This window comes from Streptomyces niveiscabiei (genome assembly GCF_033794345.1).
Lineage (GTDB): Bacteria > Actinomycetota > Actinomycetes > Streptomycetales > Streptomycetaceae > Streptomyces > Streptomyces niveiscabiei.
Genome location: NZ_JARAYJ010000053.1, coordinates 1 through 21,832 on the forward strand (window position 1 = coordinate 1; position 21,832 = coordinate 21,832).

The following is a 21,832-nucleotide window of genomic DNA, read 5'->3' on the forward strand; positions in this document are numbered from 1 at the left end:
CTCTTCGAGCAGGGGGGACCCCCAGCCCACCCGTGCCGCCCCATGGGGGTACCTCCCAGGCCTTTCGGGCACTGGGGGAGGCACGACTGCCCGCAGCTACGCGGGCTGGGTGGGGCGGGTGCGGGCGAGCGGGGGGGCGGGGCGGCTGCCCGCAGCTGGGTGAGGCGGAGTGGAGCGGGTGCGGGTGGGTGGGGGTGCGGGGCGACTGCCCGGAGCCACGGCAGAGGGGAGAGCGGGTGCGAGTGGGTGGGGGTGCGGCACTACTGCCCTCAGCTACGGCAGGGGGTGGGGTCGTCGCTCACACCCCCATCTCCGCCTCCACCCTTCCCTCCCGTACCGCCGTCGCCAGTGCCTCGTGGTCCGCCTCTGTGCGGTTCGCGTACGACACCGCGAAGTCCGCGATGGCCTCGTCCAGTTCCTCGCTCTTGCCGCAGTAGCCGGCGATCAGGCGGGGGTCGGTGCTGTGGGCGTGGGCTCGGGCGAGGAGGGCGCCGGTCATGCGGGCGTAGTCGTCGAGCTGGTCGGGGGCGAGGGCGGCGGGGTCGACGCTGCCCTTGCGGTTGCGGAACTGGCGTACCTGGAAGGGGAGTCCGGAGACGGTGGTCCAGCCGAGGAGGATGTCGCTGACCACCTGCATGCGCTTCTGGCCGAGGACGACCCGGCGCCCCTCGTGGTCGACGGGGTCGACGGGGAAGCCCGCGGCCACCAGGTGGGGGACCAGCGCGGAGGGGCGGGCCTCCTTCACCTGGAGGATCAGGGGCTCGCCGCGGTGGTCGAGAAGGAGGACCACGTACGAGCGCGTGCCCACGCTGCCCGTGCCGACGATACGGAACGCGACGTCGTGGATCGAGTGGCGGGCCAGCAGGGGGAGGCGGTCCTCGGAGAGGGTCGTGACGTAGGACTCCAGGGCGGCGACGACCGCCGACGCCTCCTCGTCCGGGACGCGGCGCAGGACGGGCGGCGCGTCCACGAAGCGGCGTCCGCCGTGCTCGGTGGGCTCCGTCGACTTCGCCGCGAAGCGTCCGCTCGTGTTGGCGCGGGCCTTCTGCGAGACCCGCTCCAGCGTGCCCACCAGATCGCGGGCGTCGCTGTGGGAGACCAGCTCCTCGTCGGCGATGGCGTTCCACGCGTCCAGGACGGGCAGCTTGGCCAGCAGCCGCATCGTGCGCCGGTAGGCGCCGACCGTGCCGTGCGCGGCCTCACGGCAGGTGTCCTCGGTGGCACCGGCCTCCCGGCCCGCGAGGACCAGGGACGCGGCGAGGCGCTTGAGGTCCCACTCCCACGGCCCGGTCACCGTCTCGTCGAAGTCGTTGAGGTCGATGACCAGGCGCCCCCGGGCGTCGCCGTACAGACCGAAGTTCGCGGCGTGCGCGTCGCCACAGATCTGGGCCGGGATCCTCGTCGCCGGCGTGCGCGCCAGGTCGTACGCCATGAGTCCCGCCGAGCCCCGCAGGAACGCGAACGGCGAGGCCGCCATCCGCCCCACCCTTATCGGCGTCAGCTCGGCGATGCGGCCCCGGTTCGACTCCTCCACGACGGCGACGACCTCGGGCCGGGCCCCGTCCACCTCGAACCCGGCGTGCGCACTGCGCGGCACCGCCCGCCGCAGCCCCTTCCCGACCTCCTTGGGCGCCTCGCCCGACGCCCCGTTCCACTCCGCGAACCCCGCCACCCGAGGAATCCGAACCCCGCTCACGACCGACCGCCTCCCCCGTGCACCACCGCACGAACATCAACTCGCCCCGACCGTACAGCCATGCGACGAAACCCGTCACACCCTGTGGATAACTCCCGACTCGCGGACAACTCCGCCACCCACCCGCGCCCCACCCCTCACCTGAACCCACCCCTCACCTGAACCCCGGCACCCTCCCCAACTCCCCCACCCCCACCACCCGAGCCACCCCGAGAAACACCACCCCCACCACCACAACCCCCGCGGCCAACGCACCCCCAGCCCCCAACACCCCACCACCCAAAGCCGATTCACACACCCGAGCCACCCACCACCCAGCCCCCGCACCAACCCCCGCCGCGAACACCACCTTCGTGTACGACCGCCGCACCTCCCCGGAATCCAACCGCCCCCCGACCCGCTTCCGCAACGCCCGCACGGTGATCAGCAACCCGGCGAAATACGACAAGGTGTACCCCCCGGCCATCCCCACCACAGCCCACCGAGCCGGCAGCAGAACATGGCACAGACTCGCCAGCGCGATATTCACGACCACGACCCAGCACGTCATGAAGAACGGCGTCCGGGTGTCCTCGAAGGCATAGAACCCCCGCAGCAGCAGATACTGCGCGGAAAACGGAATCAACCCCAGCCCGAACGCCTGCAACATCTCCCCCAGCGGCCGAACAGAATTCGCGCCGGCGGCACCATGCTGAAAAACCACCGTGGCGATCTGCGGCCCGAGCGCCAGAAAGACGAAAGCGGCCGGCACGATCACCACCCCGCTCACCCGCAACGCCCGTGAGATATCGGCCCGCAGATCCCCGAGCCGCCCCTCGGCGACGGCCCTGCTCATCCGGGGCAGCAGAGCGGTCACCAGCGAGACGGTGACGATGGACTGGGGAAGCATCCAGATGGTCTGGGCGTAGGTGTAGGAGGAATACCCCACGCCACCCTTAGGGAGAGCATTGTCAGCGGCGTTCGCGTAATTCGTGACGACGGTCAGGGAGACCTGATTGGCGAGGACGAACAGCAAAGTCCACTTGGCCGCGTGAACACTCCCCCCGAGCCCCGTCCCCTTCCAGTCGAACCGGGGCCGGAACCGGAACCCGGCGGCCCGGGCGAAAGGAATCAGCGCGAGCGCCTGGACGACGATCCCGGCGGTGGTGCCGATCCCCAGCAGCCGCACCTGCGTATCCGTGATGTCCTGCACCCGGTCGGGCACGGTCATGAACCCGAGATAACACCCGAACATCCCGATGAGCACGAAATTGTTGAGCACCGGAGTCCACATCATCGCGCCGAACTTCTCCCGCGCGTTGAGGACCTGCCCGTACATCCCGAACACCCCGTAGAAAAAGATCTGCGGCAACAGGAACCGGGCGAAAGTGACGGTCAGTTCGAAGGCGGCGTGCTGAGAGGGGGTGTCCCGCATATAGAGGGACACGATCTCCGGCGCCGCCCAGACCGCCGCCACCGTACCGACCGCGAGGACGGTCACAACGAGCGTGACGAGCCGCTGCTCGTAGGCGCGCCCCCCATCCGCGTCGGTGGCCCGCGCCCGCACCAGCTGGGGAACGAGGACGGCGTTCAGCGCACCCCCGATCAGCAGCGTGTAGAGGCTGGTCGGCACGGTGTTGGCCGTGTTGTACGTACTGGCCAGCAGCCCCGTGCCGAGCGCCGCCGCCTGGAGCACCTGCCGGATCAGCCCCGTCGCCCGCGACACGACCGTCCCCAGCGCCATCAGGACGGACGAACGCCCGACCCCCGCCTGCTTCTTCGCCGCCGCGTGCCGACGCCGCGCCACGCTCCCCGCCCCCTGCACCATGCGGGCCAACTTAGCGGCCCGCAAGATCCGTTCACCACATCAGGGCGTCGTCCATGTCCTGCTGCCAGTACGTCACCTTGAGGGAGTCGTCGATGTAGACGCCCCCGGCGGGCAGCTTCGGCCTGGCGCCGGTGCCGACGCTGCCGCCGTCCAGGTCACGGCCGTAGAAGTACACGTCCAGCGACTTCACCGTACGGCCGCCCGAGGCGCTGCCGTCGGTCGCCGAGAGCGTGACGCCCGCGTACCCGGACTGCCCCGGTTCGAGCGTGACGACGGCCTGCGGCTGCGAGTCCTCGATGACCGGCGGCGCGGACTGCGCGCCGGCGAAGGCGACGGCCGGGTAGTAGTACAGGAAGCACGGCTTGCTGCCGGTGTTGGTGACGGTCAGCAGCATGTGGTTGACGGGCCGGTTGACGGGCGAGGCGACGGTCTTGGTGTTGGACCCCTCGCAGGTGACGGGCGAGGCCGCCTTGCCCGTGGACTTCCCGGCCGACGACCCGCCGGCGGAGCCGGACGCGGCCGTACCCCCGGAGGTGCCCGCGGAAACCGAGGAGCCCTTGCCGGCCGAAGAACCGGCCGAAGAACCACCCGAAGAACCCCCCGTCGACGTGGATGCCCCGGACGCACCGGCCCCGCCCGAAGCGGAACCCGCCCCCGAGGCCGGAGCGGAAGCGGACGGCGTGTCCGAGGAGGACGCCGGCACCGGCGCCCCGGTGACAGCGACCCCCGTCCCGTCCTTGCAGGCGGTCATCGACAACGCGGCGATCACGACGCCCGCCGCGGCGCTCACGAGACGGACACGACGGGTACGGGAGGTACGGAAACCGGACATGGCTGAGCTGCCCCTTAGTCGTTCGGGTCGGTGTGGTGCTTGGATGACCCGAGCTTGTGGGGTGATCCGTCCCAACCGCCACGCCCAGCGCCCAGTTCGGCACGCCGGAACGGAAAAACACACCCTCACCAGGGGAAACGCGGTCCGCCTGGAACGCGCGAACGGGACACGGGAAGAGCACGGGAAGAGGGAGCGACAGGTGTCAGCGACGGTGGGGGCCGACGACATCGAGGAATTCGCGGCGATGCTCCGCGCCCTCAAGGACCGTTCAGGACTCAGCTACGGCACCCTCGCCAAGCGCCTCCACATGAGTACGTCGACCCTCCACCGCTACTGCAACGGCACCGCCGTACCCCCGGAGTACGCCCCCGTCGAACGCCTCGCCCGAGCCTGCCGCGCGACCCCCGAGGAACTCGTCGACCTCCACCGCCACTGGATCCTCGCGGACACGGCCCGCAGACGCCGTACGAAGGAGACCCCGGCCCCGTACGCCCCCGGCGAGGCAGCACCGGCGACGGACGACACGGAGGCCGCGAGCCCGGAGAAGCCCGAGCCCGGGAGCACCGAGCAGCCCGAGAAGTCCCCGCACCCCGAGCCCACCACCCCGAGCTGGGCCAAGCCCCCACAGCCCACCGCTCCCGCCCCCGCCCCCGCCGAAGCCCCCGACACCCTCGAGAACCCGCCCCCCTCCCGCAAGCTCCCCCGCAAAGCCGTCCTCCTCGCCGCGGCGGCCCTGGCCACCGCCCTCACCGCCGCCGCCCTCGTCGCGAACCGCCCGGGCGAAGCCTCCCCGGGCGGGAGGACGGCCGGCCGCACCACCCCCACCACCGCCGCCACCTCGCCGAACCCCTCCCCCACCCCGTCCCCCAGCACCTCGGGCACCCCCTCCGCGTCCCCCTCGACGCCCTCCCCCTTGGCGTCGGCGAAGACCTCGTCCCCCGCCCCCGAGCCCACCGGCGCCCCCCTGACGGTCCGCGTCCGCCCGTACGTCTACGAGTCCCCGTGCAGCCAGGAGTTCCTCGTGGACAGCGAACCCGCGCAGATGGGCCCGCCCGCGACGGAACCCGACGCCCCCCGCTTCGTGTCGGCGAACGGCGCCGTCTCCGCGAACCAGCAGGTGATCGGCCTGACCCTCCAGGGCACGGGCAGCGAGACGGTCGTCCTGGAGGCCCTGCACGTCCGCATCCTGACCAAGCACGCCCCCCTCGCGTGGAACGTGTACGGCATGGGCTCGGGCTGCGGCGGCAACGTGGAGACGAAGTCGTTCGCGGTCGACCTGGACCAGGGCAGCCCGGCGGTGACGGTGCGGGGCGGCCAGCGCGACTTCCCGTACAAGATCAGCGAATCGGACCCGGAGGTCTTCTACGTCAAAGCGACGACGACCGCCCACGACGTCCGCTGGGACCTCACCCTGGACTGGTCGAGCGGCTCACGCACCGGCACCGTGCGCATCAGCGACGCGGGCACCCCGTTCCGCACGAGCGCCGACGACGGCCGGGACATCTGGGACTACCCCCTGGGCGGCAACGAGTGGATCCGCACCCCGCGCAACGAGGGCCAGACCCCCTGACACCCGCCTCCGCGCCCTGGTGAGAGACACCTCACACCAGGGCGAACATCACACCGCACCCAGCCGAGACCCGGGCATGAAGAAACCCCCCAGGTCGATGACCTGGGGGGTTCTCGCTGTGCGCGAGGGGGGAGTTGAACCCCCACGCCCTTGCGGGCACTGGAACCTGAATCCAGCGCGTCTGCCTATTCCGCCACCCGCGCATTGGGTGTGTCTTCCGGCTTCAGGCCCTTTCGGGCTGGCCCCTTCCGACGTGGAAAACATTACCACGGGGGATCCGGCCTCTTCACCTCACTTGTCACACAGGGGTACCCACCGTCCCGCCCCGGTGAGTGACACGTATCAACCTCGTACCGGTGTCCCCTCGTCTCCCGGGAAGCCGGAGCAGGTGCGCGGTCGGGTGCGGGACACTGGTCCGTGAGCGCCTCTACGATCCTCGGCAGCACGGCGCGAAAGGGGAACCGGCTGTTTCACCGCCGCGTGGATACGATCAGTAAGCAGTACGAGCAACAGCACGAGACGTTCGAACAGCACGGCCCACAGCGACAACGACCGAGCCGTCACGACGGAGGAGGTGCCCCATGGGAGTTCTGAAGAAGTTCGAACAACGCCTGGAAGGGCTGGTCAACGGCACCTTCGCCAAGGTCTTCAAGTCCGAGGTCCAGCCCGTGGAGATCGCCGGCGCGCTCCAGCGCGAATGCGACAACAACGCCCAGATCTGGAACCGGGACCGGACCGTCGTCCCCAACGACTTCATCGTCGAGCTGAGCACGCCCGACTACGAGCGCCTCAGCCCCTACTCCGGACAGCTCGGTGACGAACTGGCCGGGATGGTGCGGGACTACGCGAAGCAGCAGCGCTACACCTTCATGGGACCGATCAAGGTCAACCTGGAGAAGGCGGACGACCTGGACACCGGCCTGTACCGGGTCCGCAGCCGCACCCTCTCCGGCTCGACCGACCAGCAGTCCCCCGGCGGCAGGCCGGCCGCCCCGGCCCCGTACGGCGCACCGCCGATGCCGGCCGCACCGCCCCCCGGCGCTCCCGCGGGCCGCCCCGGCTACGGCTATCCGCCCGCGGCACAGGGCGGCGGCCTGGCCGGTGCCCCCGCCCCCGGCTCCCGCACCCGGCACTGGGTCGAGATCAACGGCGCCCGCCACCAGATCAACGGCCCCACCCTGGTGCTGGGCCGCTCCACCGACGCCGACGTGCGCATCGACGACCCGGGCGTCTCGCGCAGGCACTGCGAGATCCGTACCGGTTCGCCCTCGACCGTCCAGGACCTCGGGTCCACGAACGGCATCGTGGTGGACGGACAGCACACCACCCGCGCTACGCTCCGCGACGGCTCGCGGATCGTCGTGGGCAGCACCACCGTTATCTATAGGCAAGCCGAAGGGTGAAGCGGGGGCAATGTCAGAGCTGACCCTCACGGTCATGCGGCTGGGTTTCCTGGCCGTACTGTGGCTGTTCGTGATCGTGGCCGTGCAGGTCATCCGCAGCGACCTGTTCGGTACGCGCGTCACCCAGCGCGGCTCGCAGCGCTCCCGGCGCGGCGCCGACCAGAACGCGCAGCAGGGCCGGCGGCAGCAGCAGGCCGCCGCCACGCCCCCGCAGCAGCGCCAGCAGCCCGCCTCCGGGGGCCGCCGGGGCCGCAACGCCCCCACCAAGCTGGTCGTCTCCGAGGGCACCCTCACCGGCACGACCGTCGCGCTCCAGGGCCAGACCATCACGCTGGGCCGGGCGCACGACTCGACGATCGTGCTGGACGACGACTACGCCTCCAGCCGCCATGCCAGGATCTACCCGGACCGCGACGGCAACTGGATCGTCGAGGACCTCAACTCCACCAACGGCACGTACCTCGACCGAACGCGGCTGACGACCCCCACACCGATCCCGCTGGGCGCCCCGATCCGCATCGGCAAGACCGTCATCGAGCTGCGGAAGTAGTGCTGCATCATGAATGAGCGCGAGCGGAGCGAGCTCCCGACCGGAGGGTGGGCAGTGTGGCTCGACACGACCGGCTGTACCCGGAGCCGACGGGTGAGGTGCGCATGAGTCTCTCCCTGCGTTTCGCCGCCGGATCGCACAAGGGCATGATCCGCGAGGGCAACGAGGACTCCGGATACGCCGGGCCCCGCCTGCTCGCCATCGCGGACGGCATGGGCGGCGCCGCCGCCGGCGAGGTCGCCTCCTCCGAGGCCATCTCCACGATCGTCGCGCTCGACGAGGACATCCCCGGCTCCGACGTCCTCACCAGCCTCGGTACGGCCGTGCAGCGGGCCAACGACCAGCTGCGCTCGCTGGTCGACGAGGACCCCCAGCTCGAAGGCATGGGGACGACCCTGACCGCCCTGCTGTGGACGGGCCAGCGCCTCGGCCTCGTCCACGTCGGCGACTCGCGCGCCTACCTGCTGCGCGACGGCGTCCTCACGCAGATCACGCAGGACCACACCTGGGTGCAGCGCCTCGTCGACGAGGGCCGGATCACCGAGGAGGAGGCGACGACCCACCCGCAGCGCTCCCTGCTGATGCGCGCCCTCGGCTCCGCCGAGCACGTCGAGCCCGACCTCTCGATCCGCGAGGTCAGGGCGGGCGACCGGTATCTGATCTGCTCCGACGGCCTCTCCGGCGTCGTCTCCCACCAGACCCTCGAAGAGACCCTGGCCAGCTACCAGGGCCCCCAGGAGACGGTCCAGGACCTCATCCAGCTCGCCCTGCGCGGCGGCGGCCCCGACAACATCACCGTGATCGTCGCGGACGTCCTCGACCTCGACACCGGCGACACCCTCGCGAGCCAGCTGTACGACACCCCCGTGGTGGTCGGCGCGGTCGCCGAGAACCAGCTCCAGCTGCCGCACGACAACGGCATCATGCAGACCCCCGCCGGCCGCGCCGCGAGCCTCGGACGGCACCGCGCGAACCCCGGCGGCGGCGAGTTCGGGCCCCCCGGTTCGGGGGACGTGACCGGTTTCATCTCCACGGACGGCTTCGGCGACTACTCCGAGGACGACTTCGTCAAACCCCGCAAGAGCCGCAAGTGGCTCAAGGTCTCCCTGTACAGCGCGCTCACCCTCGCGGTCGTCGGCGCCGGTCTGTACGGCGGCTGGCGGTGGACGCAGACGCAGTACTACGTCGGCGCCAAGGGCGAGCACCTCGCGCTGTACCGGGGGATCAGCCAGGACCTCGCCTGGGTCTCGCTCTCGAAGATCGAGAAGGACCACCCCGAGATCGAACTCAAGTACCTCCCGCAGTACCAGCAGAAGCAGGTCGAGGAGACGATCCCGGCGTCCAGCCTGAAGGGCGCCCAGAAGAAGCTCGACGAGCTGTCGATCCAGGCGTCCGCGTGCAAGAAGCAGGCGCAGGACGGGAGTTCGGGAACCGGATCCTCGTCGTCCGCGTCCAAGCCCTCGCCGAGCCCGTCGGCCACGACGGGTACGCAGAGCCCGGGCCCGAACGCGTCCCCGTCCCCGGCGGCCAGCCCGTCGGCCACCCCGAGCCCCGGGCCGTCTCTCTCTCAGGAGGAGGAGCAGGTCGTCTCGCTGTGCGGCAAGCAGTAGCGAGCCGTGAGGCAAGCAAGAGGCAAGCCGTGAGAGGCCCCGTCACACGATGAGCAGTACTACCAACACACCGACGCACCACACGTCCACGATCGGTGCCATCGGCGCGCCGAGCAGACGCAACACCGAGCTGGGACTGCTGGTGTTCGCCGTCCTCATCCCGGTGTTCGCCTACGCCAACGTAGGCCTCGCCATCAACGAGCAGGTCCCCGCCGGGCTGCTCGCCTACGGCCTGGGGCTCGGTCTGCTGGCCGGTATCGCCCATCTCGTCGTACGGAAGTTCGCGCCCTACGCCGACCCGCTCCTGCTGCCGCTGGCGACGCTGCTCAACGGGCTCGGGCTGGTCGCCATCTGGCGGCTCGACCAGTCGAAGTACCTCCAGGCGGCCGAGCAGGCGGGCAACGCCTCGCCCCGGCAGCTCATGTACACGGCGATGGGCATCGCGCTCTTCATCGTCGTCCTGATCTTCCTGAAGGACCACCGCGTCCTCCAGCGCTACACCTACATCTCCATGGCCGGCGCGATCTTCCTGCTGCTGCTGCCGCTGGTCCCCGGGCTCGGGCAGAACATCTACGGCGCGAAGATCTGGATCTCGGTCGCCGGGTTCTCCATCCAGCCCGGTGAGTTCGCGAAGATCGTGCTCGCGGTCTTCTTCGCCGGGTACCTGATGGTGAAGCGGGACGCGCTGGCCCTCGCCAGCCGCCGCTTCCTCGGCCTCTACCTGCCGCGCGGGCGCGACCTCGGACCGATCCTCGTCGTCTGGTTCCTGTCGATCCTGATCCTGGTCTTCGAGACCGACCTCGGTACCTCGCTGCTGTTCTTCGGCATGTTCGTGATCATGCTGTACGTCGCGACCGAGCGGACCAGCTGGATCGTCTTCGGCCTGCTGATGTCGGCGGTCGGCGCGGTCGCCGTCGCGAGCTTCGAGTCGCACGTCCAGCAGCGCGTCGAGGCGTGGCAGAACCCGATGGGCGAGTACAAGCTCTCCCAGCAGGGCGTCATCGGCCACTCCGAGCAGGCCATGCAGGCGCTGTGGGCCTTCGGCTCCGGCGGCACCCTCGGCACCGGCTGGGGCCAGGGCCACTCCGAGCTGATCAAGTTCGCCGCGAACTCCGACTTCATCCTCGCCACCTTCGGCGAGGAACTCGGCCTCGCCGGCCTCATGGCCCTGCTCCTGCTGTACGGCCTGATCGTCGAACGCGGCATCCGCACCGCCCTCGCCGCGCGCGACCCCTTCGGCAAGCTCCTCGCCATCGGCCTGTCCGGCGCGTTCGCCCTCCAGGTGTTCGTCGTCGCCGGCGGTGTCATGGGCCTCATCCCGCTGACCGGTATGACCATGCCGTTCCTCGCGTACGGCGGTTCCTCCGTCATCGCCAACTGGGCGCTCATCGGCATCCTCATCCGCATCAGCGACACCGCCCGCCGCCCGGCCCCGGCCCCCGCCTCGAACCCCGACGCCGAGATGACCCAGGTGGTCCGACCCTCATGAACAAGCCCCTGCGCCGCGTCGCGATCTTCTGCGGTCTGCTGATCCTCGCCCTGCTGGTGCGGGGCAACTGGCTCCAGTACGTCAAGGCGAACGAGCTGGCCACCGACGACAAGAACCGCCGGGTGCCGATCACCCGGTACTCGATCCCGCGCGGCGACATCATCGTGGGCGGCAAGGCGATCACCGGCTCCGTCGAGACCACCGGGGACTACAAGTACAAGCGGACCTGGAAGGACGGCCCCATGTGGGCGCCGGTCACCGGGTTCTCCTCGCAGGCCTTCGGCTCCAACTTCCTGGAGAACCTGGAGGACGGCATCCTCTCGGGCACCGACGACCGCCTCTTCTTCCGCAACACCCTCGACATGCTCACCGGCAAGCAGCGCGCCGGCGGCAGCGTCGTCACCACCCTCAACGCCGCCGCGCAGAAGGCCGCGTACGACGGGCTCGGGAACAAGAAGGGCGCGGTCGCCGCGATCGACCCGACCACCGGCAAGATCCTCGCGCTGGTCTCGACCCCCTCGTACGACCCCTCCAAGTTCGCCGGGCAGTCCAAGGCCGACGGCGAGGCGTGGAACGCCGTACAGAAGAAGAACGACCCCGACGACCCGATGCTGAACCGGGCACTGCGCGAGACGTACCCGCCGGGGTCGACGTTCAAGGTCGTGACGGCCGCCGCGGCGCTGGAGAACGGGATCGTCTCCGGGATCGACGACAAGACCGACACCCCGGACCCGTACCGGCTGCCGCAGTCCGCGACCGACCTCGGCAACGAGCACAGCGGCTGCGAGAACGCCAACCTGCGGTTCGCGCTGGAGGTCTCCTGCAACACCGTCTTCGCGAAGATGTCCGACAACGTCGGCAACAAGAAGATGATCGAGCAGGCCACGAAGTTCGGCTTCAACGAGAGCAAGCTGGACGTCCCCGTCCGCGCCGCCGAGTCCGTCTACCCCGAGGACAACCGGCCGCAGAACGCCCTCGACGGCATCGGGCAGGGCTCCAACCGGGCCACCCCCCTCCAGATGGCCATGGTCGCCGCGGCCATCGCCAACGACGGCAAGCTGATGAAGCCGTACATGGTGGACTCCCTCAAGTCCCCCAACCTCGACACCCTGGAGACCACCGAGCCCAAGGAGCTCTCCCAGGCCGTCTCGTCCGCCACCGCGCAGAAGGTGCAGCAGATGATGGAGACGGTGGTCAAGACGGGTACCGGGAAGAACGCGCAGATCGACGGCGTCACCGTCGGCGGCAAGACCGGTACCGCCCAGCACGGCCTCAACAACAGCGAGAAGCCGTACGCCTGGTTCATCTCCTACGCCAAGCTGTCCGACGGCTCCGCGCCGGTGGCCGTGGCCGTCGTCGTCGAGGACGGGTCCGCCATCCGCGACGACATCACCGGCGGCGGCCTCGCCGCGCCGGTGGCCAAGGCCGTGATGCAGGCGGTCATCGGCAACAAGAAGTGACCCCGCTCACGTAATCCGCGCATCGGTGCACGTTGCGATACCGGTCCTGTATCGAGTAACAGGCTTGGCCAGGTGAGACAGAGCGGGCCGGGTAGCGTATCCCCGGACGGCAGCCGCCGACCGGACCTGTATCCCGGTCGGGACCGACGGAGAGGGCTGGTAACAAGCTATGGAAGAGCCGCGTCGCCTCGGCGGCCGGTACGAGCTGGGCCAGGTGCTCGGCCGTGGTGGCATGGCGGAGGTCTACCTCGCGCATGACACCCGCCTTGGCCGCACCGTGGCGGTGAAGACGCTGCGCGTGGACCTCGCGCGCGACCCTTCCTTCCAGGCCAGGTTCCGCCGGGAGGCCCAGTCGGCCGCCTCGCTCAACCATCCCGCGATCGTGGCGGTCTACGACACGGGTGAGGACTACCTCGACGGGGTCTCGATCCCGTACATCGTCATGGAGTACGTCGACGGCTCCACCCTCCGCGAACTCCTGCACTCCGGGCGCAAGCTGCTGCCCGAGCGCTCGATGGAGATGACCGTCGGCATCCTCCAGGGCCTGGAGTACGCGCACCGCAGCGGCATCGTCCACCGCGACATCAAGCCGGCCAACGTCATGCTGACGCGCACCGGCCAGGTCAAGGTCATGGACTTCGGCATCGCCCGCGCGATGGGCGACTCCGGCATGACGATGACGCAGACCTCCGCGGTCATCGGCACGGCCCAGTACCTCTCGCCGGAACAGGCGAAGGGGGAGCAGGTCGACGCGCGGTCGGATCTTTATTCGACCGGATGTCTGTTGTACGAGCTGCTCACCGTACGGCCTCCCTTCGTCGGTGACTCCCCCGTCGCCGTCGCCTACCAGCACGTCCGCGAGGAGCCGCAGCCGCCGTCCGTCTTCGATCCGGAGATCACCCCGGAGATGGACGCGATCGTCCTCAAGGCGCTCGTCAAGGACCCCAACTACCGCTACCAGTCCGCCGACCAGATGCGCGCCGACATCGAGGCGTGCCTCGACGGCCAGCCGGTCCAGGCCACCGCCGCGTTCGGCGCGGTGGGTTACGGCGGTTACGGCGACGACCAGGCGACCACCGCGCTGCGGTCCGACGCGGGGGCGACGACCATGTTGCCGCCGATGAACCCCGATGACGGGGGGTTCGCCGGGTACGACGACCGGCCGGCTCGGCGGCGGCAGCAGAAGAAGTCGAACACGTCGACGATCGTGCTGGCGCTGGCGGCTGTGCTGGTGCTGGTGGGGGCGGTGCTCATCGGGTGGTACGTCACCAATGGGGACGGCGTCAGCAACGACACCACCTCGGTGCCGACGCTCGTCGATCTGACGGAGCAGCAGGCCCGACAACAGGCGGACAACGCCGACCTGAAGATCTCGGTCGAGAAGAAGACCTGCGACAACACCGAGACGGGCAAGGTCTGTTCGCAGAACCCTGCGGCGGGCGGGAACATCAAGAAGGGCGAGACGATCGCGGTCGTCGTCTCTACGGGGGCGCCGAAGGTGGCGGTTCCCAGTGTTCTCGGCGAGGACGTGGACAAGGCCACGGAGAAGCTTGAGGGCAACGAGTACGGGTTCACCGTCAAGACCGTGACCCAGGAGTCCACCGAGGACGCGGGCACGGTTCTGGCGCAGGACCCCAAGCTCGGCGCCGAGGTCGAGAAGGGGTCGACGATCACGCTGACCGTCGCGAAGGCGGTGGCCAAGGAGACCGTTCCGGACGTCACGGGGCTCAGCTGCGACGACGCCAAGAAGCGGATCGAGCAGAACAACCTGACCGCCGGTACCTGCTCCAACGTCCAGGTCCAGGACCAGAACCAGAACGGCAAGGTCGTCTCGACCAACCCGGGGATCGGGCAGCAGGTCGACAAGGACACGACGATCAACATCAACGTCGGCCAGGGGCAGACCCAGGTGCCGTCCAACCTCGTCGGGCTCACCCTGAAGGAGGCCAAGGAGGCGCTCCAGAACGCCGGGCTCCAGGTCGGCAACATCCAGGGGCCCCAGGACGACGACTCCCGGGTGTTCGGGTCCAACCCCAGCCCCGGGCAGACCGTTCAACCCGGCCAGACCGTCAACCTCGGCACCGTCGACAGCGGCAACAACAACGGTGGGAACAACGGCGGCGGAGGTTTCTTCGGCGGGTTCGACGGGGCGGCGTTCCGCACGGAGGACTGACGTCTGGTCACTCGAAACCCCGGTTCCCTCGTCGTGAGGGGGCCGGGGTTCTTCGTTGCTCATCTGTTCGTATGTCGATCGTGTCTTCGGATCGGTTCACTCGTTTGCAGGACATGATCAACGAAACCGTGCTGTTGGAGTCCAGGTCGCTGCGGGAGAGCGTGGCGGAGCGGACGGAGGTGCTGGACCGGGTGAAGGTGCTGGCGTTGCTGCCGGACGGGGTGCATGTGACTACGGCGATGGTGGCGGAGTACTTCGGGGTGGGCCTGACCGCCATCACCTCTCTGGTCCACGACCACCGACAGGAACTCGGAGCCAACGGCTACCGGGTTCTGACAGGTACAGAACTGACTTCCTTCAAGGAAGTCAGTGGGCTCCGGTCCCGCACAGCCTCCCTCGCCCTCTTCCCCCGCCGAGCCGTCCTCAACGTCGCCATGCTGCTCCGAGACAGCGAAACCGCACGTCAGGTGCGTGTGTATCTCCTCGACATGGAGTACATGGTCCGCTCCCAGCCTGTGGATAACTCTGTCCACAGGCTCTCCGAGTCCCTCGACCAGCTTGTGGACAACCGCATCGACGAGCGCATCGTCCACATCCTCAGCAAGACAATCGTCCCCATGTTCAACGCCCTGATCGAGACGTCAGGGGAACACCGCAAGGAGTTGGTGTCACTGCGAGCAGACGTACAGGCCGTCGAGAGGCGGCTCCGGCAGCACAAGGCGAGGCTGCGGCGAGTGATGAGCACGGTGTGAACGACTGAGGTCCTTAAAGGACCTCAGTCGGCCGAGTTATCCACAGGGCCACAGGAACTGAGCGCCTTAAAGGCGCTCAGTTCAACTCCTTCGGCGGCGTCCTCTTCGCATCCACCTTCTCCGTCCGAACCAGCTCCCCCCACACCACGTACCGGTACCGGCTCGTGTACACCGGCGTACAGGTCGTGAGGGTGATGTAGTGGCCCGCCTTCTCCGTGCCCGATTCCTTGGGGATCTGGGAGAGGACCTTGACGTTGTACTTCGAGGTCTCGGGGAGGGTGGAGTAGACCTTGTAGATGAACCACGTGTCCCGGGTCTCGAAGACGATCGGGTCGCCGTTCTTCAGTTTGTCGATGTTGTGGAATTTGGCGCCGTGGCCGTCGCGGTGGGCGGCGAGGGTGAAGTTGCCTTGTCTGCCGCCCGGGAGGGTCGCCTGGACGGGGTCGGTGTAGTAGCCGGCGACGCCTTCGTTCAGGACGTCGGAGGAGGTGCCCTTCTCGACCAGGACCTCGCCGTTCTTCATCGCGGGGACGTGGAGGAAGCCGATGCCGTCCTTCGTGTCGAGGGCGCCGGGACCGGCCGGCTTGGACCAGTTGTCGCGGACCTTGTCGCCCTGTTTCGCGGCTTCGCGGTCGGCGATGACGTTGGTCCACCAGAGGGAGTACGCGACGAAGAGCCCGAGGACGAGACCGGCGGTGATGAGGAGTTCGCCGAGGACGCTCACGGCGGTGGCGAGGCGCCCACCCTTGCGGCGGGGCGCGGGGGACCCGGTGTCCAGGGTGGTCGTCCCGTCGGTCGTCGCTGTCACGTCTGTCTGCCCCTACTCGACGAGCGCATCCGGCTTTCCCTTGCTGCGCGGCCGTTCCTCGACCATCTTGCCCCAGACGATCAACCTGTACTTACTGGTGAACTCCGGGGTACAGGTCGTGAGGGTGATGTAGCGGCCGGGCTCGGTGAACCCGGATCCGGGCGGAACGGCCTTGAGAACGCTGGTATTGCTGGGCGAGGTGACCGGCAGCATGGAGGCCATCTTGTAGACGTAGTACTCGTCCTGGGTCTCTACGACGATCGCGTCACCGGGCTGCAAACGGTTGATGTAGCGGAACGGTTCGCCGTGGGTGTTGCGGTGCCCGGCGAGCCCGAAGTTGCCGGTCTTCGCGTCCGGCATCGGAGTGGCGAGGGCGCCTTCGGCGTAGTGCCCGACCATGCCCTTGTCGAGGACCTTCTTGTTGCTGACGCCCTCGGCGATGGGGACGACGACGTCGAGCTTGGGGATGTGGAGGAGGGCGAACCCCTGCCCGGCGGAGAACGTGCCGGGCGCGCCCTTGCCGCTGGCCCAGTCCTTCTGGAGCTGGTCGGCCTCGCTGCCGGCCTGCGCGTGCGCGCGGACGTTGGTCCACCAGAGCTGGTAGCCGACGAACAGGAGCATGAGGACGCCGGTGGTGATGAACATCTCGCCGAGCGCGCGGCTGGCGAGGACGGCGGGGCTGGGCTTGCGGGCCTTGGCCTGGCGGCGGGCCTCGACGCGGGACAGCGGGCGCGAGCCCTCCGCGCGCGAACCCTGCGACAGGGGCAGGGACTCCTCGGCCGGTGCGGCGACGACACGCCCGCGGCGGCCCTTGGCGGCCTTTCTGCGGGCCGCGCGCCCTCCGAGCGGAGCGAGAGAGCCGGGTGCCGCCGCCGTCCCCGCAGACGCGGATATGGGCTCACCGCCGTGGGGCGGCTCGGGTATCCGCAGGGCGACGGTCTCCTCGTCGACCGGCCGCACAGCACCGGCCGGACCGACGGCACCCCCGGCCTCGTACGGACCCCCCGCCGCGCCGCCGGCCTCGTAGAAACCCCCCGTCGCGGTGGGAGCGTCGAAGCTCTCTCCGCCGTACGGGGTCCCGGAGTCGTACGGAGGGACCGCCCCGTACGTCTCCTCGCGCTCCGGGCGCAGGGCGGTCACGCGGTGGCCCTGCCCACGACCGGCGCGAGGCCCGCCGATCTGGTGACGGCGTCGGTGTAGCCGCACTCCACCAGCCAGTTGGCGAGCATCCGGTGGCCGTGCTCGGTGAGGACGGACTCGGGGTGGAACTGGACGCCCTCGACGGGGAGTTCGCGGTGGCGCAGGCCCATGATGATGCCGTCCTGGGTGCGCGCGGTGACCTCCAGTTCGGCGGGGACCGTGGAAGGCATGGCGGCGAGGGAGTGGTAGCGGGTCGCCGTGAAGGGGGAGGGGAGGCCGGCGAAGACGCCCTTGCCCTCGTGTTCGACCAGGGACGTCTTGCCGTGCAGCAGCTCGGGCGCGCGGTCGACGACGCCGCCGTAGGCGACCTGCATGGACTGCATGCCGAGGCACACCCCGAAGACGGGGACGCCGGTCGCGGCGCAGTGCCGGACCATGTCGACGCAGACGCCGGCCTCCTCGGGCGTACCCGGTCCGGGCGAGAGGAGGACGCCGTCGAAGCCGTCCTGCGCGTGGGCCGTGGAGACCTCGTCGTTGCGCAGGACCTCGCACTCGGCGCCCAGCTGGTACAGGTACTGGACCAGGTTGAAGACGAAGCTGTCGTAGTTGTCGACGACGAGAATGCGCGCGCTCACTGGTTGTCCACCGTCACATCGTTGAAGGGAAGCAGCGGTTCGGCCCACGGGAAGACGTACTGGAAGAGGACGTAGACGACAGCGAGGACCAGCACGATCGAGATCAGTGCCTTGATCCACGCATTGCCTGGCAGATGCCGCCAGATCCAGCCGTACATGCCGTCCCTTCCGTCGTACCACGGCACCAGACTCACGCCGTACCGCACCAGACTAACGGCGCAGCGCCGGGGGCTTGCCTTCGTCCACAGGCGTCGTGGATTCCAGGTGCGCCCAGACGACGAGCCGGTGGCTGTGGCCCCACTCCGGATCGCAGGTGGTCAGCGTGAGGTACCGGCCCGGTGCCGTGTACCCGGACTTACGTGGCACAGGGTCGATCACCTCAACGTCGGTGGGGACGGTTTTGTAGGGCCCTTTGTCGATCCGATACGTGAACCAGGTCGTCCCGTCGCCGACCACGACGGCGTCACCCCGGCGCAGCTCGGGGAAGTCCTTGAACGGATCTCCGTACGTCCGCCGGTGCCCGGCGACGGCGAAGTTGCCGATGCCGCCGAGGGCGGCGGTGTCCGCGTAGTGCCCGAGCCCTTTTCTGAGGGTGGCGGTGGCGGTGCCCTGGAGGACGGGTTTGTGCCACGTGGCACCGAGCCTCGGGATGTACATGACGGCGAAGGACCGGCCCGCCGGGTAGCTCTTCGGTGCCGCCGCGCGTGGTTGCTTCCAGCGGGTTTCGAGGTCGCGGACCTGGACGGCCATGTCGTGGTCGGCGCGGACTCCGGTCCAGTACAGGGCGTAGACGACGAAGAGGACGATCACCGCGCCGACGGTGACGCACAGCTCGCTGACGGTCCTGACGATCCCCCGTAAGGACACGGGCCCCTCCGGCTACTCCACGGGTTCTGCGTAGTGCAGATCCACTGTGCCCGAGTAGCCGGGCAGCGTCACCGTGCCGTCGTCGGTGACTTTCCAGCCGAGGCCGTAGACGTCGACGTACACCATGTAGTTCTGGATCGCCTTGGACGCGGCGAGGGCGTCCTTGAGCTTCTTGGGGTCGCCGACCGCCTGGATCTTGTACGGGGGCGAGTAGACGCGGCCCTGGAGGATCAGGGTGTTGCCGACGCAGCGGACGGCGCTGGTGGAGATGAGGCGCTGGTCCATGACCTTGATGCCCTGGGCGCCGCCCTGCCAGAGCGCGTTGACGACGGCCTGGAGGTCCTGTTGGTGGATGACCAGGTAGTCGGGCTGGGGGGCGGGGTAGCCGGGGAGCTTGGCGGTGGCGTTGGGAGGCGCGTCGTTGAGGGTGACCGTGAGGGCCTTGCCCTTGATCTCCTGGGTGCCGGCGCTGTGCTCCAGCGCGGCGAGTTTCTCGTCCTCGGTGGTGGAGCGTCCGGCGTCGGAGGCGGCGAGTTCCTCGACCTGTTCGCGCAGGCGCGCGTTGGACTCGTCGACCTCGCCGTTCTTGCGGCTGCGCTCCTGGATGAGGTCGGAGAGCTTGAGGAGCGAGGCGTCCGTGCGGATGTCGGTGCCCTTGGCCGTGTCGAAGCTGGTGAAGAAGATCAGGCCCGCGAGAGCGAAGACGCCGGCGGTCAGGAGACGGGCCGGACGGACACGAACGGTACGACCGGGGGCGGAACCCGTTGAACCCGTCCCGGGGGAGTCGGCAGAATTGCTCAACGTACCGTTATCTCCTTCGGCGCCGTGGAAGCACTACGCTAACCGACGCCCGGGGGAGCGCTCCGTGTCCCCCTTGCCAGCAGGAGAGACCCTCGTGCCGAAGTCACGCATCCGTAAGAAGGCCGACTACACGCCGCCGGCGGCGAAGCAGGCGACCGCGATCAAGCTGACCAGCCGGGGGTGGGTGGCGCCGGTCATGCTCGCGCTGTTCCTCATCGGGCTGGCCTGGATCGTCCTCTTCTACGTGACCGACGGGGACCTCCCCCTCGACGCGTTGGGCAACTGGAACATCGTGGTCGGGTTCGGGTTCATCGCCGCCGGGTTCGGTGTCTCGACGCAGTGGAAGTGACGGGGTCCGGGGCCTAGTACCGGAGTTTTCCCCAGGGCTGTTCGGGGAGTTATCCACAGGCCAGGGCTCGTTGTCCACATGGTGGGGAAAAAGAACGACGATCTGTGGATAACTCCCAGGACGTTGACGCCGGTACGACGAACCCACAACCCCTCGAAAACGCGTACGCCCCCTGCCTGACCTGCTGAAACGCCGGTCGGAGACAGGGGGCGAACCCGTTCTTCCACAGGGTGCGCAGGATGTGCTACACGCTGTGGACAACTCTGTGCTCAGGTGAGCTCGGAGGTCCTCAGGAGGGTCACGATCACGACTGCGGCGAGGACCAGTGCACAGGTGCCGTACTGGACCAGCGTGCGCTTGTCGCGGGGCGCGTAGACCATCCCCGCGCCGATGATCACACCGGCGACCAGACCGCCGACGTGGGCCTGCCAGGCGATGCCGTTCCAGCCGAACGTGATGATGAGGTTGATCACCAGGATGGCGATCATCGGGCGCATGTCGTAGCGCTGGCGGCGCATGAGGACGGCCATGGCGCCGAAGACGCCGAAGATCGCGCCGGAGGCGCCGAGGGAGGCGTCGCCGGGGCCGTCCAGGAGATATGTGAGCGCTGAGCCGGCCAACCCGGAGATGAAGTACAGCGCTAGGAAGCGGGCCCGGCCGAGGGCCGCCTCCAGCGGGCCACCGATCCACCACAGGCTCAGCCCGTTGGAGAGGATGTGGATGATGCTGCCGTGCAGGAACATCGAGGTCAGCAGGCGGTACCACTGGCCCTCGGCGACACCCTGGAGCTCGGTCCAGCTGATCACAGGGTCGATCACGCGGCCGATCAGGAAGAACCTGTCGGTGAAGCCGTCCCCGAACTGCTGCTGGGCGAGGAAGACGACGGCGATGATCCCGAGCAGGATCTTCGTCACCAGCCGGGGATCATCCGCGACGCTGCCGCCGGCGATCGTGCGCGGCCTGTTCGCGTCCGGCGCGTGCCCCGTACCCGAGCCGTTGCGCACGCACTCCGGGCACTGGAAGCCCACCGACGCGCTGACCATGCACTCCGGGCAGATCGGCCGCTCGCAGCGGGTGCAGCGCACGCCGGTCTCCCGGTCGGGGTGGCGGTAACACCCGGGGAGGCCGGGCGCCTCCTGCCGTCCGCCGCCTTGCGCCTGGTCCACTGGGCCCCCTGGCTCGTCGTAGCTCGTCGTGAGCGGGTCGGTCGCGGGTAGGTCGTACACAATGCTTTGCCCCGCTCATCCTGTTTCACGGACGAGCGGGGCGAAAGGTTCCCCGGAAGGGCCGGGGGGCGGGCTCAGCCCTGGGTGACGGCGACGCGCTCGATGACGACGTCGCTGACCGGGCGGTCGTTGCGGCCGGTGTCGACCTTGGCGATCTTGTCGACGACCTCGGCACCCTGGATGACCTCACCGAAGATGGTGTGGCGGTTGTTCAGGTGCGGGGTGGGGCCGACGGTGATGAAGAACTGCGAGCCGTTGGTGCCCGGGCCGGCGTTGGCCATGGCGAGCAGGTACGGCTTGTTGAACTTCAGCTCCGGGTGGAACTCGTCCTCGAAGCGGTAGCCGGGGCCGCCGGTGCCGTTGCCCAGCGGGTCGCCGCCCTGGATCATGAAGCCGTCGATCACGCGGTGGAAGACCGTGCCGTCGTACAGCTTGTCCGTGGTCTTCTGGCCGGTGGTCGGGTTGACCCACTCGCGCGCGCCGGTGGCGAGTTCGACGAAGTTCGCGACCGTCTTGGGGGCGTGATTCGGGAAGAGCTTGATCACGATGTCGCCGTGGTTGGTCTTGATGGTGGCGATGGTGTCGGCCACGGGTGTGCCTTTCGTCGACTGCCTTCTTAACCCCCCGATCCTCGCACGACCGCCCTTTCCCCGTCTCGTGCCGC

Annotated in this window: 20 protein-coding genes and 1 tRNA gene; 9 read left to right on the forward strand and 12 right to left on the reverse strand. The window is 69.1% G+C overall.

The window, feature by feature from the left end; genetic code table 11:
• Positions 1 to 298 precede the first annotated feature (298 nt).
• The 3 genes from PV682_RS40030 to PV682_RS40040 form a co-directional block, all read right to left on the reverse strand.
• A complete protein-coding gene (locus PV682_RS40030; RefSeq protein WP_319737312.1) occupies positions 299 to 1,696 on the reverse strand; it encodes a DUF2252 domain-containing protein in 1,398 nt (465 codons plus the stop codon).
• A 154-nt stretch (positions 1,697 to 1,850) separates the two neighbouring features.
• On the reverse strand, positions 1,851 to 3,503 hold the full coding sequence (gene murJ, locus PV682_RS40035) for a murein biosynthesis integral membrane protein MurJ (RefSeq protein ID WP_319737314.1): 1,653 nt from the start codon (positions 3,501 to 3,503) through the stop codon (positions 1,851 to 1,853).
• 31 nt (positions 3,504 to 3,534) lie between these two features.
• Complete coding sequence (locus tag PV682_RS40040; RefSeq protein ID WP_319737315.1) at positions 3,535 to 4,335, reverse strand: DUF4232 domain-containing protein; 801 nt, start codon at positions 4,333 to 4,335, stop codon at positions 3,535 to 3,537.
• A gap of 199 nt (positions 4,336 to 4,534) precedes the next feature.
• Here PV682_RS40040 and PV682_RS40045 point away from each other — a divergent pair, with 199 nt between their 5' ends.
• Positions 4,535 to 5,905, forward strand: a complete 1,371-nt coding sequence (locus PV682_RS40045; protein ID WP_319737317.1) for a helix-turn-helix domain-containing protein — start codon at positions 4,535 to 4,537, stop codon at positions 5,903 to 5,905.
• A gap of 119 nt (positions 5,906 to 6,024) precedes the next feature.
• Here the strand turns inward: PV682_RS40045 and PV682_RS40050 are convergent.
• A tRNA-Leu gene (locus PV682_RS40050) sits at positions 6,025 to 6,108 on the reverse strand.
• Between the two features lie 378 nt (positions 6,109 to 6,486).
• Here PV682_RS40050 and PV682_RS40055 point away from each other — a divergent pair.
• The 7 genes from PV682_RS40055 (at position 6,487) to PV682_RS40085 (ending at position 15,342) form a co-directional block, all read left to right on the forward strand.
• On the forward strand, positions 6,487 to 7,308 hold the full coding sequence (locus PV682_RS40055) for a DUF3662 and FHA domain-containing protein (RefSeq protein WP_319737320.1): 822 nt from the start codon (positions 6,487 to 6,489) through the stop codon (positions 7,306 to 7,308).
• Positions 7,309 to 7,318: 10 nt separating this feature from the next.
• Positions 7,319 to 7,858 carry an FHA domain-containing protein FhaB/FipA gene (locus tag PV682_RS40060; protein ID WP_319737322.1) on the forward strand — a complete coding sequence of 180 codons (540 nt, stop codon included), beginning with the start codon at positions 7,319 to 7,321 and terminating at the stop codon, positions 7,856 to 7,858.
• Positions 7,859 to 7,914: 56 nt separating this feature from the next.
• Complete coding sequence (locus PV682_RS40065; RefSeq protein WP_319737325.1) at positions 7,915 to 9,468, forward strand: Stp1/IreP family PP2C-type Ser/Thr phosphatase; 1,554 nt, start codon at positions 7,915 to 7,917, stop codon at positions 9,466 to 9,468.
• A 49-nt stretch (positions 9,469 to 9,517) separates the two neighbouring features.
• Positions 9,518 to 10,957: an FtsW/RodA/SpoVE family cell cycle protein gene (locus tag PV682_RS40070; RefSeq protein WP_319737327.1), complete on the forward strand. Its 1,440-nt coding sequence runs from the start codon at positions 9,518 to 9,520 to the stop codon at positions 10,955 to 10,957.
• A complete protein-coding gene (locus tag PV682_RS40075) occupies positions 10,954 to 12,417 on the forward strand; it encodes a peptidoglycan D,D-transpeptidase FtsI family protein (protein ID WP_319737328.1) in 1,464 nt (487 codons plus the stop codon). Before PV682_RS40070 ends, PV682_RS40075 begins: the two co-directional genes overlap by 4 nt.
• A 169-nt stretch (positions 12,418 to 12,586) precedes the next feature.
• The gene (gene pknB / locus PV682_RS40080) at positions 12,587 to 14,590 is read left to right on the forward strand and encodes a Stk1 family PASTA domain-containing Ser/Thr kinase (protein ID WP_319737330.1); all 2,004 of its coding nucleotides are present in this window, start codon (positions 12,587 to 12,589) and stop codon (positions 14,588 to 14,590) included.
• Between the two features lie 113 nt (positions 14,591 to 14,703).
• Entirely contained in the window at positions 14,704 to 15,342 is a 639-nt protein-coding gene (locus tag PV682_RS40085; RefSeq protein WP_319737332.1) for a restriction endonuclease, read from the forward strand.
• A gap of 76 nt (positions 15,343 to 15,418) precedes the next feature.
• Here PV682_RS40085 and PV682_RS40090 read toward each other — a convergent pair whose 3' ends face one another.
• Genes PV682_RS40090 through PV682_RS40115 form a run of 6 tightly spaced genes read right to left on the reverse strand, consistent with a single transcriptional unit; the run spans position 15,419 to position 19,593 of the window.
• Positions 15,419 to 16,150 (reverse strand): class E sortase, encoded by a 732-nt coding sequence (locus PV682_RS40090; RefSeq protein ID WP_319737334.1) that lies wholly within the window; start codon positions 16,148 to 16,150, stop codon positions 15,419 to 15,421.
• A 12-nt stretch (positions 16,151 to 16,162) separates the two neighbouring features.
• Positions 16,163 to 17,290, reverse strand: a complete 1,128-nt coding sequence (locus tag PV682_RS40095; protein WP_319737336.1) for a class E sortase — start codon at positions 17,288 to 17,290, stop codon at positions 16,163 to 16,165.
• Positions 17,287 to 17,925: an aminodeoxychorismate/anthranilate synthase component II gene (locus PV682_RS40100; RefSeq protein WP_319737337.1), complete on the reverse strand. Its 639-nt coding sequence runs from the start codon at positions 17,923 to 17,925 to the stop codon at positions 17,287 to 17,289. The genes PV682_RS40095 and PV682_RS40100 overlap by 4 nt, the downstream gene beginning before the upstream one ends.
• Positions 17,922 to 18,119, reverse strand: coding sequence for a hypothetical protein (locus PV682_RS40105; RefSeq protein WP_193555068.1), 198 nt, complete (start codon positions 18,117 to 18,119; stop codon positions 17,922 to 17,924). Before PV682_RS40105 ends, PV682_RS40100 begins: the two co-directional genes overlap by 4 nt.
• Positions 18,120 to 18,135: 16 nt before the next feature.
• Positions 18,136 to 18,792 (reverse strand): class E sortase, encoded by a 657-nt coding sequence (locus tag PV682_RS40110; protein ID WP_319737339.1) that lies wholly within the window; start codon positions 18,790 to 18,792, stop codon positions 18,136 to 18,138.
• 12 nt (positions 18,793 to 18,804) lie between these two features.
• Entirely contained in the window at positions 18,805 to 19,593 is a 789-nt protein-coding gene (locus PV682_RS40115; protein WP_319737341.1) for a DUF881 domain-containing protein, read from the reverse strand.
• Positions 19,594 to 19,687: 94 nt separating this feature from the next.
• On the opposite strand from PV682_RS40115, the gene crgA reads away from it, so the two are divergent.
• Positions 19,688 to 19,942 carry a cell division protein CrgA gene (gene crgA, locus PV682_RS40120; RefSeq protein ID WP_055721647.1) on the forward strand — a complete coding sequence of 85 codons (255 nt, stop codon included), beginning with the start codon at positions 19,688 to 19,690 and terminating at the stop codon, positions 19,940 to 19,942.
• A 269-nt stretch (positions 19,943 to 20,211) separates the two neighbouring features.
• Here the strand turns inward: crgA and PV682_RS40125 are convergent, their stop codons facing one another.
• Both PV682_RS40125 and PV682_RS40130 read right to left on the reverse strand, forming a co-directional pair.
• Entirely contained in the window at positions 20,212 to 21,108 is an 897-nt protein-coding gene (locus PV682_RS40125; RefSeq protein ID WP_319737345.1) for a rhomboid family intramembrane serine protease, read from the reverse strand.
• Positions 21,109 to 21,242: 134 nt separating this feature from the next.
• Positions 21,243 to 21,758, reverse strand: coding sequence for a peptidylprolyl isomerase (locus PV682_RS40130; RefSeq protein WP_319737348.1), 516 nt, complete (start codon positions 21,756 to 21,758; stop codon positions 21,243 to 21,245).
• Positions 21,759 to 21,832: the final 74 nt, after the last annotated feature.

Coding starts and splice junctions, on each gene's coding strand:
- PV682_RS40055 (WP_319737320.1), top strand. CDS start 6,487: ATGGGAGTTCTGAAGAAGTTCGAACAACGCCTGGAAGGGCTGGTCAAC.
- murJ (WP_319737314.1), bottom strand. CDS start 3,503: ATGGTGCAGGGGGCGGGGAGCGTGGCGCGGCGTCGGCACGCGGCGGCG.
- PV682_RS40085 (WP_319737332.1), top strand. CDS start 14,704: ATGATCAACGAAACCGTGCTGTTGGAGTCCAGGTCGCTGCGGGAGAGC.
- PV682_RS40040 (WP_319737315.1), bottom strand. CDS start 4,335: ATGTCCGGTTTCCGTACCTCCCGTACCCGTCGTGTCCGTCTCGTGAGC.
- pknB (WP_319737330.1), top strand. CDS start 12,587: ATGGAAGAGCCGCGTCGCCTCGGCGGCCGGTACGAGCTGGGCCAGGTG.
- PV682_RS40060 (WP_319737322.1), top strand. CDS start 7,319: ATGTCAGAGCTGACCCTCACGGTCATGCGGCTGGGTTTCCTGGCCGTA.
- PV682_RS40075 (WP_319737328.1), top strand. CDS start 10,954: ATGAACAAGCCCCTGCGCCGCGTCGCGATCTTCTGCGGTCTGCTGATC.
- PV682_RS40070 (WP_319737327.1), top strand. CDS start 9,518: ATGAGCAGTACTACCAACACACCGACGCACCACACGTCCACGATCGGT.